This window comes from Planomonospora parontospora (assembly GCA_014647935.1).
Lineage (GTDB): Bacteria > Actinomycetota > Actinomycetes > Streptosporangiales > Streptosporangiaceae > Planomonospora > Planomonospora parontospora.
Genome location: BMQD01000020.1, coordinates 60,960 through 74,971, shown reverse-complemented (window position 1 = coordinate 74,971; position 14,012 = coordinate 60,960). Strand labels below are relative to the sequence as shown.

At 72.3% G+C, this 14,012-nt stretch carries 11 protein-coding genes; 4 read left to right on the top strand and 7 right to left on the bottom strand.

The features are described from left to right. Nucleotides 1-157: 157 nt before the first annotated feature. The 7 genes from IEZ07_RS26840 to lon all read right to left on the bottom strand — a co-directional run bounded on the left by IEZ07_RS26840 (nucleotide 158) and on the right by lon (nucleotide 9,368). Nucleotides 158-1,693 (bottom strand): acyl-CoA synthetase, encoded by a 1,536-nt coding sequence (locus tag IEZ07_RS26840; RefSeq protein ID WP_191897297.1) that lies wholly within the window; start codon nucleotides 1,691-1,693, stop codon nucleotides 158-160. Nucleotides 1,694-1,837: 144 nt separating this feature from the next. Continuing rightward, nucleotides 1,838-2,446 (bottom strand): hypothetical protein, encoded by a 609-nt coding sequence (locus tag IEZ07_RS26835; RefSeq protein ID WP_191897296.1) that lies wholly within the window; start codon nucleotides 2,444-2,446, stop codon nucleotides 1,838-1,840. 178 nt (nucleotides 2,447-2,624) lie between these two features. Beyond that, nucleotides 2,625-3,479, bottom strand: a complete 855-nt coding sequence (locus IEZ07_RS26830) for a MetQ/NlpA family ABC transporter substrate-binding protein (protein ID WP_191897295.1) — start codon at nucleotides 3,477-3,479, stop codon at nucleotides 2,625-2,627. Nucleotides 3,480-3,568: 89 nt separating this feature from the next. Continuing rightward, nucleotides 3,569-4,225 (bottom strand): methionine ABC transporter permease, encoded by a 657-nt coding sequence (locus IEZ07_RS26825; protein WP_191897294.1) that lies wholly within the window; start codon nucleotides 4,223-4,225, stop codon nucleotides 3,569-3,571. Further along, nucleotides 4,222-5,184 (bottom strand): methionine ABC transporter ATP-binding protein, encoded by a 963-nt coding sequence (locus IEZ07_RS26820; protein WP_191897293.1) that lies wholly within the window; start codon nucleotides 5,182-5,184, stop codon nucleotides 4,222-4,224. The genes IEZ07_RS26825 and IEZ07_RS26820 overlap by 4 nt, the downstream gene beginning before the upstream one ends. A gap of 346 nt (nucleotides 5,185-5,530) precedes the next feature. Next, nucleotides 5,531-6,736, bottom strand: coding sequence for a cytochrome P450 (locus IEZ07_RS26815; protein ID WP_191897292.1), 1,206 nt, complete (start codon nucleotides 6,734-6,736; stop codon nucleotides 5,531-5,533). 235 nt (nucleotides 6,737-6,971) lie between these two features. Then, on the bottom strand, nucleotides 6,972-9,368 hold the full coding sequence (gene lon / locus IEZ07_RS26810; RefSeq protein WP_191897291.1) for an endopeptidase La: 2,397 nt from the start codon (nucleotides 9,366-9,368) through the stop codon (nucleotides 6,972-6,974). 188 nt (nucleotides 9,369-9,556) lie between these two features. Between lon and IEZ07_RS26805 the strand changes: the two genes are divergently transcribed. From IEZ07_RS26805 to IEZ07_RS26790, 4 genes are all read left to right on the top strand, one after another. Further along, complete coding sequence (locus tag IEZ07_RS26805) at nucleotides 9,557-10,882, top strand: sensor histidine kinase (RefSeq protein WP_191897290.1); 1,326 nt, start codon at nucleotides 9,557-9,559, stop codon at nucleotides 10,880-10,882. A 97-nt stretch (nucleotides 10,883-10,979) separates the two neighbouring features. Beyond that, entirely contained in the window at nucleotides 10,980-11,636 is a 657-nt protein-coding gene (locus IEZ07_RS26800) for a response regulator (RefSeq protein WP_191897289.1), read from the top strand. 147 nt (nucleotides 11,637-11,783) lie between these two features. After that, on the top strand, nucleotides 11,784-12,524 hold the full coding sequence (locus tag IEZ07_RS26795; RefSeq protein ID WP_191897288.1) for an alpha/beta hydrolase: 741 nt from the start codon (nucleotides 11,784-11,786) through the stop codon (nucleotides 12,522-12,524). After that, a complete protein-coding gene (locus IEZ07_RS26790) occupies nucleotides 12,517-14,010 on the top strand; it encodes an acyltransferase family protein (protein WP_275413865.1) in 1,494 nt (497 codons plus the stop codon). The genes IEZ07_RS26795 and IEZ07_RS26790 overlap by 8 nt, the downstream gene beginning before the upstream one ends. Nucleotides 14,011-14,012 lie beyond the last annotated feature (2 nt).

The following is a 14,012-nucleotide window of genomic DNA, read 5'->3' as shown; positions in this document are numbered from 1 at the left end:
CACCACGGCGACGACCGGTTCTCTCCGGTGTCCATATCCTGCGCGGAGGGGCGTAAGAGCTGGTTAAGGGCGTGATCGGGATGATCCGCGCCTCCTGACGGCCGCTTTATCAGCCGTGGTCAGAGGCCCGGGCGGAGGCCGTACGAAAGATAAAAAATCATGACTTGGCGGGCCAGTACTCGTCGCGCAGGACCCGCTTGTAGAGCTTGCCCGTGGGGTGGCGGGGAAGCTCCTCGCGGAAGTCGATCGACCTAGGGCACTTGTACGGCGCCAGCCGGTCGCGGCAGTAGGCGATCAGCTCGGCCTCCAGCCCCGGCCCGGCCCGGTCCATGGAGGCCGGCTCGACGACGGCCTTGACCTGCTCGCCCATCTCCTCGTCCGGGACGCCGAAGACCGCCACGTCGGCGACCTCGGGGTGGACGGCGAGCACGTTCTCCGCCTCCTGCGGGTAGATGTTCACCCCACCGGAGATGATCATGTAGGAGCGCCGGTCCGTCAGGTAGAGGAAGCCCTCCTCGTCCAGGTAGCCGATGTCGCCGAGGGTCGTCCAACCCCGGCCCTTCGGATCCCTGGACGCCCTCGTCCTGTCCTCGTCGCCGTGGTAGACGAACTGCGGCCCCTTGTCGAAGTAGACCGTGCCGTGCTCGCCCGGCGGCAGTTCCTCGCCGTCCTCGTCGCAGACGTGCACCACGCCGAGGAGCGCGCGCCCCACGGTGCCCTTGTGCTTGAGCCAGTCCTCCGGGCCGACGTAGAGGAAGCCGTTGCCCTCGGTCCCCGCGTAGTACTCGTGGACGATCGGCCCCCACCAGTCGATCATCTGCTCCTTGACCGGGACGGGGCAGGGTGCGGCGGCGTGGATCGCGCACGCCAGCGACGACAGGTCGTACGCGGCGCGGGTCTCCTCCGGGAGCTTGAGCATCTTGATGAACATGGTCGGCACCCACTGGGAGTGGGTGACGCGGTGCTCCTCGATGAGCGCGAGCGCCCGTTCGGGGTCGAACCGCTCCATCACCACGACGGTCGCGCCCAGGCGCTGGAAGCTCATGCAGTAGCGCAGGGGGGCCGCGTGGTAAAGCGGCGCCGGGGAGAGGTAGACGCTCTCCGCCGAGGGCGCGAAGAGGAACTGGACCAGCTGGAGCAGCGGGCCGGGCTCGTCGAGGGAGGCGGCGGGCAGGGCCGGCTTGACGCCCTTGGGCCGGCCCGTGGTCCCGGAGGAGTAGAGCATGTCCGCACCCTGGCACTCGTCCTCGACCGGCGTCGGCGGATGGGCGGCGACCGCCTCCTCGTAGGAGGCGAAACCGGGGGCGGTGCCGTCCAGCATGAGGCGGATCTCGACCCGGGGGGTGGCCACGGTGATCGAGGTGGCGACGTCGGCGAGGGCCGCGGAGGAGATGAAGACCCTGGCCTCGCAGTTGTCCACGATGTAGGCGAGCTCTCCGGCCGTCAGCCGGGAGCTGATCGCGGTGTAGTAGAGGCCCGACCGGTGCGCCGCCCAGGCCACCGCCAGGAAGAGCGGGTGGTTCTCCAGCATGAAGGCGACGTGGTCGCCCGGGCGCAGGCCCGAGGCGCGGAACAGCTGGGCCAGGCGGTTGGACTCCTCGTCCAGCTCGCGGTAGGTGACGACCCGTCCGGAGCCCGCCATGATCACAGCGGGCTTGTCGGGCGAAACGGCTGCGATGGCTCCCGGATGCATAACCGAACGTTACTCGGTTCGATGATCCGCGGGAAGTGCCCGCTTACCCCGGAACGCCGGACGGGGCCGCGGCCTCCTTCAGGAGGTCGCGGCCCCGTGTCATCGGGTGTCGCCGGGTACTACCGGACGGGTGCGGCCGTGCGATCAGGCGTGGCTGTAGACGTTCTCCCAGCCGCCGTAGTAGCCCTTGGGACCGAAGTGGTTGCCGCGGCTCACCTTGACGGAGATCTCCTGCGCTCCCTCACCGCTGAAGGAGTAGAACTTCGCGGGCTTGCCGCAGTTCTTGAAGCTCTTGAAGGAGGTCGAGCCGTCGAAACCCTCGATCTTGAAGGTCGCCCACGAGCAGCGGTACTTCGGGTTTCCCCACCACTTGTGGTTGGTGAGCTTCCCGTGCACGGTGTAGTCGTACTCGTGGACCCACTTCCAGACCCACTTCTTCTGCCAGGTCTTGATCCAGGCGCACTTCTTGTGGCCGTTCTTCCACCAGCACTTCTTGACGACCTTGGGATACTTCTTCCAGTAGCCCTGCTTCTTCGACTCCTTGGTGACCTGGACCTTGCCCTGGGCCACGGCCTTGTGGTTGGCGGAGGCGTAGGGGCCCCAGTGGTCGGAGAAGTACGGCGAGGCGGAGACCCCGCCGGGGCCGGTGGCGGCGTTCTCGATGGGGGTGGCGGCGTTGGCCGCGACGGGGGCGCCCACGGCCAGGAGGGTGGCCGCGCCGGCGCCGACGAGGATACGGGTGGCGAATCGCATCTGAGGGAACCTCTCGGGAATGAGGATTTTCTGACGCTCCCGTTGTATGTCCACCCGATTGCCGCCCGCTTACAGGCCGCTTAAACGGCGAGGTCGGACCGGAAATCCGATAAGCGCTTTTTCCCGATCTTGCGTGAAGCGCCGTGAAAGGATCTCCGGTCCGGGGTCCCGCCGGTTCTCAGCCCGCGTTCACCGGAACGACCGAACCGCTGTAGGTCCGCTCGATGAACTGCTTCACCTCGGCGCCCGAGAGCAGCTTGGCGAGCTTGGCCACGCGCGGGTCCTGCTCGTGGCCGGCGGCCACGACCAGGCCGTTGGCGTAGGGGTTGCCCTCCGCCTTCTCCAGCACCAGCGCGTCGGAGGCGGGCTTGAGGTCGGCCTCGAGCGCGTAGTTGCCGTTGATGACGGCGGCGTCCACGTCCTCCAGGGAGCGGGGCAACTGCGCGGCCTCCAGCGGCTGGAACTTCAGGTTCTTCGGGTTGCCGGTGACGTCGCGCTCGGTGGCGGCGGTGCCGACCCCCTCCTTCAGGGTGACCACGCCGTTGTCGGCCAGCAGCTTCAGGGAGCGGCCCAGGTTGGTGGCGTCGTTGGGCACCGCGACGGTCGCGCCGTCGGCGAGCTCGGTCACGGCCTTGAGCTTCTTGGAGTACAGCCCCAGCGGCTCCAGGTGCACGTCCTGGACGTAGGTCAGCTTGGTGCCCTTGGAGGCGTTGAAGTCGTCGAGGTAGGGCCGGTGCTGGAAGAAGTTGGCGCCGAGCTCGCCGTCCTGGAGCTGCACGTTCGGCTGCACGTAGTCGGTGAACTCGACGATCTCCAGGTTCAGGCCCTCCTTGGCGGCCAGCTCGTCCTTGACGAACTTGAGGATCTGGCCGTGCGGGACCGGGCTGACGCCGACCTTGAGCACCTCGCCCGCGGCGGGCGCGGAGGCCTTGCCCGCGGCGTCCCCGGCGGTGCCGGAGTCACTGGAACCGCAGGCGCCCAGGGTGAGGACGAGAGCGGTCGCGGCGGACGCGATGGCGAACAATCTGCGCACTGTGCGCTCCTTCGGTGAGTAAAACCCTATTTGTAGATAGGAAAACCCAGGATATCCCTCGTGGCGGACCGCCTGGGGAGCGATGGGGTTCAGCGCCGGGCGAGACGGCGGGCGACGACGTCGCCCAGGGTCTGCACCAGCTGGACGATGACGACCAGCACCACGACCGTGACCACCATGAGCGTGGTCTCGAAGCGCTGGTAACCGTACCGGATGGCCAGGTCGCCGAGGCCGCCGCCGCCGATCGCCCCGGCCATGGCCGAGTAGGAGATCAGCGCCACCACGGTCACGGTCAGCCCCGCCACCAGACCGGGCATCGCCTCGGGGAGCAGGACCTTGCCGATGATGGTCCCGCGTCCGGCGCCCATGGCCTGGGCCGCCTGCACGGTGTCCCGGCCGACCTCGCGCAGCGCGGTCTCCACCAGCCTGGCGAAGAACGGCGCGGCGCCCAGGGTCAGCGGGACGACCGCGGCGAACGTGCCGATGGTGGTGCCCACGATGAGGCGGGTCAGCGGGATCACCGCGATCATCAGGACGATGAAGGGCAGCGACCGGCCGAGGTTGACCACCAGGCCGAGCACCCGGTTCAGCACCGGGGAGGGCAGCAGCCCGCCCCGGTCGGTGACGACCAGCGCGATGCCGAGCGGCAGCCCGAACAGCACGGTGAACAGCGTGGACCAGACGACCATCTGGGCGGTCTGCCCGGTGGCCTCCAGCAGCAGGGGGCTCATCTCGTCCCAGGTCACGGGGTCACCTCCACCAGCAGGCCGCGCTCGGTCAGGTAGTCGAGGGCGGCTTCGCGCTCGCCGCCGGTCAGGCGCACCCGCAGGCGGCCGGCCGAGACGCCCGCCACCTCCTCCAGCACCCCGCCGAGGATGTTCACGTCGACGTCGAACTTGCGCACGATCTCCGAGACCACCGGCTCGTCGGCCTGCCCGGTGAAGGTGATCGTGACGTTCCCGGCCTCGGGCCGGGGCAGCGGGAACAGCTCCGCGGCGAGGCGGGAGCCGGGCCGCGCGATGAGCTCGGGGATGGCCCCGGACTCCTCGACCAGGCCGTCGCGCATGACCGCCACCGAGTCGCAGATGCCCTTGACCACGTGCATCTCGTGGGTGATCAGCAGGATGGTGAGCCCCAGCTCGCGGTTGAGGTTCCGCAGCAGGGACAGGATCGACTGCGTGGTCGCCGGGTCGAGCGCCGAGGTGGCCTCGTCCGAGAGCAGCACCGACGGGTTGCCTGCCAGCGCCCGGGCGATGCCGACGCGCTGCTTCTGCCCGCCGGACAGCTGCGCCGGGTGCGCTCCGGCCTTGTCCGCCAGGCCGACCAGCTCCAGCAGCTCGGCGACCCGCCGGGCCCGCTCGGCCCGCCCGACGCCCATCACCTCGAGGGGGAAGGCCACGTTCCCGGCGACCGTCCGGGAGGACAGCAGCGCGAAGTGCTGGTGGATCATCCCGATCCGCTGGCGGGCCCGGCGCAGCTCGCCCTCCCGCAGCGCGGTCAGCTCCTGGCCCGCCACGGAGACCGTGCCCTCGGTGGGCCGCTCCAGCAGGTTCACGCAGCGCAGCAGGGTGCTCTTGCCGGCGCCGCTCTGCCCGAGCACGCCGAAGATCTCACCCTCGCGGACGCGCAGGTCGACCCCTCCCAGGGCGACGACCTCGCGCCCCCTATCTCGATAGACCTTGCGCAGGCCCGACACATCGATCACAGCGGTTCCCCCAACACGGAACGGTTCAGCACGGAGAAAGGACTTCGGCGGGGGTACGGCTAGCGCGTGCCGGGAGGGAAGGGCAGGTGGCTCAGACGGCGCAGGACGAGGGTGTCCGCGGGGCAGGTCATGTCGGCGGGGCCTTCTCGGCGGGAGGGAACGGGCGGGGCGGGTCTCAGCGCGTGCGGGGTGTCTCCACGGCCCGACAGCGCATTCGGCGCATTCGCCCGCCACGACAGGCGGCCCGGCCGGCCGGCCGGGCCGCCTCGATGTCGGGCGCCGCGTTCACGTCGGCGTCAACACGCCGTTCCTGTCATTCCATTCCCGACATCTCGTGTGATGCCGCTCACAGCCGGAGCCGGACGGGCATCTCCTTGATGGAGTTGACGAAGTTGGAGCGGAGCCGCCGGGCCGTACCGGCCGGGGCGATGCCGGGGGTGCGCTCGGCGAGCACCTCGAACAGCACCCGCACCTCCATCCGGGCCAGGTGGGCGCCCAGGCAGAAGTGCGGGCCGCCCCCGCCGAAGCCGACGTGCGGGTTGGGGTCGCGGCCGATGTCGAAGACGTCGGCGTCCGGGAAGACGGCGGTGTCGCGGTTGCCCGACGGGTAGTAGAGCACCACCTTCTCCCCCGCCGGGATCGTCCTGCCGCCGAGCTCCGTCTCGGTGAGCGTGGTGCGGCGCATGGTGATCACCGGGGACACCCAGCGGATGACCTCGTCGGGAAGCGTGCGCAGCAGCGACCGGTCCTCCAGCAGCCGCCGCCACTGGTCCGGGTGGTCGAAGAAGGCCTGCAGCCCACCGGAGGCGGCGTTGCGGGTCGTCTCGTTGCCCGCGACGGCCAGCAGCACCACGAACACGCCGAGGGCCAGGTCGTCCATGCTGGAGCCGTCCTCGGCGGGGGCGACGAGCTTGCTGACGATGTCGTCGCGCGGCTCCTCGCGCCGCCGGGCGCCGAGCGCCGAGGCGTAGGCGAGCAGCTCGAAGATCGGCGCGGTGTCCTGGCCGGCGAAGTCGGGGTCGTCGGCGCCGATCATCGCGTTCGACCAGGCGAAGATCTTCTCCCGGTCCTCGGCGGGCGCGCCGAGCAGCTCGCAGATCACGTACAGCGGGAGCGGCGCGGCGATGTCGGCGATGAAGTCCACCGAGTCGCGGGCCAGTGCCGCGTCGACCAGCTCGTGGCAGATCTGGCGGATGTGCTCCTCCAGCTTCCCGATCATCCGGGGCGTGAAGCCCCGGTTGACGACGGCGCGGGTGGCGGTGTGCTCCGGCGGGTCCTGGAAGAGCATCATGAGCCGGTTCCGGGAGAGCTGCTCCTCGCTCGCGTCGGGGACCATGACGCCCCCGGCGCGGGACGAGAAGACCTCGGGATGCCGCGAGACGTGCTGGATGTCGGCGTGGCGCATGACGGCCCAGAAACCGGGGCCGCCGGGCTCGGCGTGCCGGTGGACGGGGTCGTCCGCCCGCAGCCGGGCGTACCGCTCCCAGGGCATGGCGGTCTCGTACAGCGAAGGGTGGTAGATGTCGGTCTCGGTGCTCGTCGAAGGGCTCATGAAAGGCTCTCTGCTCGGTCCACGTCCGCCGGACCGAGATTCTTCCAACTCCCCGGCCCGGACAGGGAGCCATGGGGCAAATCGTGATCTTCCGGATGACCCGTGACCCGTCCGGGCCGCGTTCACCGGCTCGGCCCGTCGGCCGCCTCTCCGGACCCGGACGCGGCGGACGGCCCGCACCCCGGCGGCGGGGTGCGGGCCGTCCGGACCTGACCCGTGACCGGGCGGCCGGGCGTCAGGCCGCCGCGGGCTCGGCGACCTTGGCGGGGGTGAGCGCGATCTCCAGGACCTCCCGCACGTCGCTCACCGCGTGCACGGTCAGCTCGCCCAGGACGGCCTCGGGCACGTCGTCCAGGTCGGGCTCGTTGCGGGCCGGGATCAGCACTGTGGTGATGCCCGCGCGGTGGGCGGCCAGCAGCTTCTGCTTGACCCCGCCGATCGGGAGCACCCGGCCGGTGAGGGAGATCTCGCCGGTCATCGCCACGTCGTTCCTGACCGGTCGGCCGGAGAGCAGCGAGGCCAGGGCCGTGGTCATGGTCACGCCTGCGGAGGGGCCGTCCTTCGGGACGGCTCCGGCCGGGAAGTGGATGTGCACCGAGCGGTCCTTGAGCGAGGAGACGGGCAGCTCCAGCTCCGCCCCGCGCGAGCGCAGGTAGGAGAGCGCGATCTGCGCCGACTCCTTCATCACGTCGCCGAGCTGGCCGGTCAGGGTCAGCCCGGTGGCGCCGGTCTCCGGGTCGGCCAGCGACGCCTCCACGTAGAGGACGTCGCCGCCCGCCCCGGTGACCGCCAGCCCGGTGGCCACGCCCGGCACCGCCGTACGCTGGCGGGACTCGGGCAGCGAGGACTCCGGCACGTGGCGCGGGCGTCCGAGGTAGGGGACCAGGTCGTCCACCGTCACCGGCAGCTCGGCCTCGCCCAGCGCCGCCTGCGCGGTGACCTTGCGCAGGACCCGGGCGATCGAGCGCTCCAGGGAGCGGACCCCGGCCTCCCGGGTGTACTCGCTCGCCAGGCGGCGCAGCACGTCCTCCCCGACCGCGACGTCGGCGGCGGACAGGCCGGCCTTTTCCAGCTGTCGCGGGAGCAGGTGGTCGCGGGCGATCGCGACCTTCTCGTCCTCGGTGTAGCCGTCGAGCGTCACGACCTCCATGCGGTCCAGCAGCGGGCCGGGGATCGCCTCCAGCACGTTGGCGGTCGCCAGGAAGAGCACGTCGGACAGGTCGAGCTCGACCTCCAGGTAGTGGTCGCGGAAGGTGTGGTTCTGCGCGGGGTCGAGCACCTCCAGCAGCGCGGCGGTCGGGTCTCCCCGGTAGTCGGAGCCGACCTTGTCGATCTCGTCGAGCAGCACGACGGGGTTCATCGAGCCGGCCTCGCGGATGGCCCGGACGATCCGGCCGGACTGTGCGCCGACGTAGGTGCGCCGGTGACCGCGGATCTCGGCCTCGTCCCGGACGCCGCCGAGCGCGACGCGGACGAACTTGCGGCCCATCGCGCGGGCGACGGACTCGCCGAGTGAGGTCTTGCCGACTCCGGGAGGCCCGGCCAGCGCGAGCACCGCGCCGCTGCGGCGGCCTCCGACCACGCCGAGGCCCTGCTGGGCGCGGCGGCCCCGGACCGCGAGGTACTCGATGATGCGGTCCTTGACGTCGTCGAGGCCGGTGTGGTCGGCGTCGAGGACCTCGCGGGCCGCGGCGATGTCGACAGTGCCCTCCGGCGCGCCTTCGGCACGACGCTCCTCCGTGCGCACGTTCCACGGGATGTCCAGGACGGTGTCGAGCCAGGTGCGGATCCAGCCGGTCTCGGGGGACTGGTCGGAGGTCCGCTCCAGCTTGCCGACCTCCTTGAGCGCGGCCTCGCGCACCTTCTCGGGCAGGTCGGCGGCCTCGACCCGGGCGCGGTAGTCCTCCTCCTCGGTCTCCGGGGAGGAGCCGTCGAGCTCGGCGAGCTCCTTGCGGACCGCGGCGAGCTGCTGGCGGAGCAGGAACTCGCGCTGCTGCTTCTCCATGCCCTCCTGGACGTCCTTGCGGATCGTCTCGGCCACGTCGAGCTCGGCCAGGTGCTCGCGGGCCCACTCGACCAGCTTCTCCAGCCGGCCCGCGGGGTCGGCGGTCTCGAGGATCTCGACCTTGCGCGGGGTGGTGAGCCAGGGCGCGTAGCCGGAGTTGTCGGCCAGGACGGACGGGTCGCTCATCGCGTTGACGGCGTCGACGACCTGCCAGGCGCCCCGCTTCTGCAGGATCGTGGTGGCCAGCGCCTTGTACTCCTTGGCGAGCTCCTCTGCGCGCTCCCCCGCCTCGACGGGCTCGACCCGGATGGTCTGCACCCACAGCGCCGCGCCGGGGCCGGTGGTGCCGGCGCCCACGCGGACCCGGTCCACTCCGCGCACGACGGCGGCGGGCTCGCCGCCGGGCAGCCGGCCGACCTGCTCCACGACCGCTCTGACGCCGACGGCCCCGTAACGCCCGTCGATCCGGGGGACGAGGAGCACCTGCGGCTTCTTCTCACCGAGGGCCTGGGCCGCGTCGATGGCGGCTCTGACCTCGGTGTCGGACAGGTCGAGGGGGACCACCATGCCCGGCAGCACGACCTCGTCGTCGAGGGGAAGGACCGGGAGGTTCAAGCTCTCACTCATCTTGGCTCCATCAGGTTGAGTTATACCGACTCAATTAACAGGAGCCGCAGATTGTTCCCAGGCTTGAGCCTGTTCGCTGTCAGCGATCGTAATCGTGTAATCATCCCTCGCCGTCCCTCTGCGGGGTGAGTCCGCGGGTGCCTCTCCGGGGTGACGCGGGACGGGATCCCCCTCTCTAGACTGGCCGGATGATCCCCCCTCCCGCCCCGCGGGACCGGGCCCGCAGCCCTGTGACCTGGCTGGCGCGCGCGCTCGCCGGCGCGGCGTGGAGCGGCAGGGCCGACCCGGCGCACCCCCGCTCCCGGCGGCTGGCCCCCCGCGTGCCGGGCTTCCTGGGCCTGCTGCCGTTCCGCACGATCGACCTGATCCTGCTGGCCGACCTCGTCCTCGCCTTCGTGCTGTACAGCGCCGTGCAGTCGATGCTGCAGACCGACACGACGCGCCTGCCGGCGCCGCTGGGCTGGGGGGAGATCCAGTTCGCCGCCGCCTGCTCCGCGCTCCCGCTGGCGCTGCGCGACCGCTGGCCGCTGGGGGCCTGGCGCCTGGCGGCGGTCCTGGTCCCCGCCGGGATCCTCACCCGCCTGCAGACCCTGGAGACGCCCTACTCGGCCGATACCGTGATCATGTACCTGCTGGTGCTCTACGCCGTCGCGGTCCGCTGCGAGCGGCACGTCACCATCGGTGCATGGCTCGTCTCGGCGGCCGGCGCGTGGTGGCTCGAGGTGCAGATCGACCAGTCCGGCGTGACCGCCATCGGCGTGGGCCTGATGACCGCGGCCGTCCTGCTCGGCTACAACGTCCGGGCCCGGCGCACGGCGGTCAGGCTCCTGGCCGAGGAGGAGCGCCGCAGCGAGCAGGCCCTGGCCGGGCAAGCGGTGCTGGAGGAACGGGCCAGGATCGCCCGGGAGCTGCACGACATCGTGGCCCACCACATGTCCGTGATCGCCATCCAGGCGGAGGCCGTACCCCTGAAGGCCCGGGGCCAGGCACGGTTGCTGGAGGAGGGGCTGGCGGAGATCCGCACGCTCTCGCTGACCGCCATGACCGAGATGCGGCGGGTGCTGGGCGTGCTGCGGGACGCCGACGGGGCGCGGGACACCGCGCCGCAGCCCGGTCTCGGCCACCTGGATGAGCTGGCCGCCACCGCGCGCTCGGCCGGGCTCGCCGTGACGCTCAAGCTCGGCGGCGACCTGACCGGGCTGCCCGCGGCGGTGAGCCTGTCGGCCTACCGGATCGCGCAGGAGTCGCTGAGCAACGCCATGCGGCACGCCCCGGGCTCGGCCGTCTCGGTGCGGATCACCCGGACCGCCGACGAGCTCCATCTCCACGTGGCGGATGACGGCGGGCGCCGCTCCCCCGCGGAGCCCGGGATCGGGGAGGCCTCCCGGCACGCGGGGCACGGCCTGCTCGGCATGCGGGAGCGGGTGTCCATGCTCGGCGGGAGGCTGTGGGCCGGACCGGCCGGCGACGGCTTCGCGGTCACCGCCGTGCTCCCGCTCCCTGAGGATCCCTGACCCTGGGCCGCCGCCGCTCCCGGGCGTGATCCGTTCCCGCTCTCCGCGGTCTCTGCCATGCTCCCGGATGCGGACAAATCATGACGATGGAGGACATATGCCGATCCGGGTGCTCATCGCCGACGACCAGGGCATGGTGCGGACGGGCTTCACCGTCTTCCTGGACTCCCAGCCCGACCTGGAGGTCGTCGGGGAGGCCGTGGACGGGCGGGACGCCGTGGCCCGCACGGCCGAACTCCGGCCCGACGTCGTGCTGATGGACGTGCGCATGCCCGTCATGGACGGCCTGGCGGCGACGCGGGAGATCCTCTCCTCCGGCGGCCACGCGCCGAAGATCCTGATCCTGACCACGTTCGACCTCGACGACTACGTCTACGAGGCGCTGCGGGCCGGGGCCAGCGGGTTCCTGCTCAAGGACGCCTCCGCCCAGCAGCTGGCCGAGGCCGTCCGGGTGGTCGCGGCCGGAGAGGCGCTGCTGGCGCCGTCAGTGACCAGGCGGCTCATCGCGGAGTTCGCCCGCGTCGGACCGAGCCGCCCGCGCGCCCGGCCGGACGACATCACCGAGCGGGAGACCGAGGTCCTCGCGCTGATCGCCCGCGGCCTGTCCAACCAGGAGATCGCCGGGGAGCTCGTGCTCTCGGAGCAGACGGTCAAGACGCACGTCGGCCGGATCCTGGCCAAGCTGGGCCTGCGCGACCGGGCCCAGGCGATCGTGTACGCCTACGAGACCGGAGTGGTCCGCCCCGGCGAGTGACGCGCACCGGGTCTTGCCCTGTCGTCCCCGTCCCTCCCCGGAGTGACGACGCGGTGGGCTCCGCGGGGTGACGCGGGTTATCGATCATGATTCGTACCGTCCTGTCCTGTTCCCCGGAACGTCCCGGGAACCCGACAGGAGGCCCGCATGCTCCGCCCCGTGCTCGCCGTGAGCGCGATCACCGCGCTCACCTACGTGATCGTCCCGCAACCCCCGGGCGACCGGATCGTCAAGGTCTACGGCGACCTGCACACGGCCGAGCACGTGGCCGTCGTCGTCCCCGGCGCCGACACCACCGCCGCCACCTTCGAGGGCGGCCGGGCCAAGGTGCACAGCACGCCGGGGGGCGGCGCCCGGGCCCTGCTGGCGCAGGCGCGGGAGCTCGACCCCGGGGCGCGGCTGGCGGTGGTCGCCTGGCTCGGCTACGACAGCCCGGCGACCGTCAGCCTGCACGTCGCCACCGGCGGAGCGGCCGAGCGGGGCGCCCGGGCGCTGCGCCGCTACGTCTCCGACACGCTCCGCGGCAAGCGGGTCACCCTGCTCTGCCACAGTTACGGGTCGGTGGTGTGCGCCGGGGCCGTGCCCGGGGCGGAGGTCTCCGACCTGGCGGTGTTCGGCAGCCCGGGCCTGCGGGTGTCATCGGCCGCCGAACTGGGCGGGACGCGCCTGTGGGCGGGCAGCGGCACGCGCGACTGGATGCGCCACGTCCCCAAGGTCCGCTTCGGGCCGCTCGGCTTCGGCCCCGATCCGGCGGGATCCGGTTTCGGCTCCCGGATCTTCGCCACGGGTGCCGCCGGGCACAGCGACTACCTCGAGCCGGGCAGCCGGTCGCTGCGCAACCTCGCGCTGATCGCCCTCGGGCGGGCCGCCGAGGTGTCCCGTGGCTGACCTGGAGACCCTCCGCCCCGTGACCGGCCCCGCGACCGGCCCCCTGGTCGGCTCCGCGACCGACACCCCGGACGGCCCCGCGACCGGCTGGGCGGCCCGCTGGGCGGGCCGGATCGAGGCCTCGACCCCGGCGGGCAGGGATCGCGGGGTCGACGCGCTCCGGGCGCTGGCGATCTCCGGGGTGGTCCTGGGGCACTGGCTGGTCACCGCGTGGGCGCCCGCCCCCGGCGGGAAGCTGGCGATCTCCAGCCCGCTGGCCCACCTGCCGGCGTTCACACCGCTGTCCTGGGTGCTCCAGACCCTGGCGGTGTTCTTCTTCGTCGGCGGCTACGCAGCGGCGCGGAGCCTGCGTTCGACTCCGGGCGTCCGGGCGTGGCTGCGGAGCAGGGCCGCGCGGCTGCTCCGGCCGGTGATGCCGCTCCTGCTGGTCTGGGCGGGGATCGTCGCGGGGCTGACGCTGCACGGCACGCCCTGGACGACGGTCCGGGCCCTGGCGCTGCCGGCGCTCGCGCCGCTCTGGTTCCTCGCGGTCTTCGCCGCGCTGACCGCCGCCACCCCGCTGCTGGCGCGGCTGCGGCCGGGCGTCACGGCCGCCTCGGCGGCCGCGGTGGTGCTCGCCGCGGACGCGGCCAGGTTCTGGCCCGGCGGTCCCGCCTGGCTCGACCGGCTCGGCTGGGTGAACCTCGCGGCCGGGTGGCTGGTGCCGTACGCGCTGGGGATGGGCTGGGCGCGCGGCATGCTCGCCTCGCGGCGGGCGGCAGGCGCGCTGCTGGCCGGGGGCGCGGCCGGGGCGGTGCTCCTGGTGGCCGCGGCCGGATATCCGGCGAGCATGGTGGGGGTGACCGGGGCGGAGGTGTCCAACCTCAGCCCTCCGACGCTCGCCGCCGTCTGCTTCGGCCTCGCCCAGGTGGGGCTGGCCCTGCTGGTCCGGGGGCGGCTGGCCCGGCTGATGCGGCGGCCCCGCCTGTGGGCGGTGACCGCAATGGTCAACCTGTCGGCGATGACGGTCTTCCTCTGGCACCAGACGGCCCTGTCCGTGACCGCCGTCGCGGCGCTCCGCTTCGGGGACGTCCCCGGGCTGCTCTCCTCCCCCGCCGACCCCGGCTGGCTCGCGCACCGACTGGGCTGGCTGGCGGTGGTCACCGCACTGCTCGCCCTGGCCGGTACGGCCGGCGCCGGGCTGCGGGCCGTACGCCGGGGCCGTCCCGGGCTGCGGGCCGCACACCGGGACCCCGCCGCACATCGGGACCCCGCCGCGCGCCGGACGCGGACGCCGCATGCGGGGAGGACGGCTCAAGGACCACCGCGTACCGGAGGGACGGCTCAGGAGCCACCGCACGGCGCGGAAGCGGCTCAGGGATCGCCACGTGCCGCAGAAGCGACTCAGGGGCCACCGCACGGCGCGGAGCCGGCCGGGGACCCCCGCGCCCCCGGTTTCACGACAAGGTGTCATCATCACCTTGACGTGCCCTCCGATTCTTTGTGACA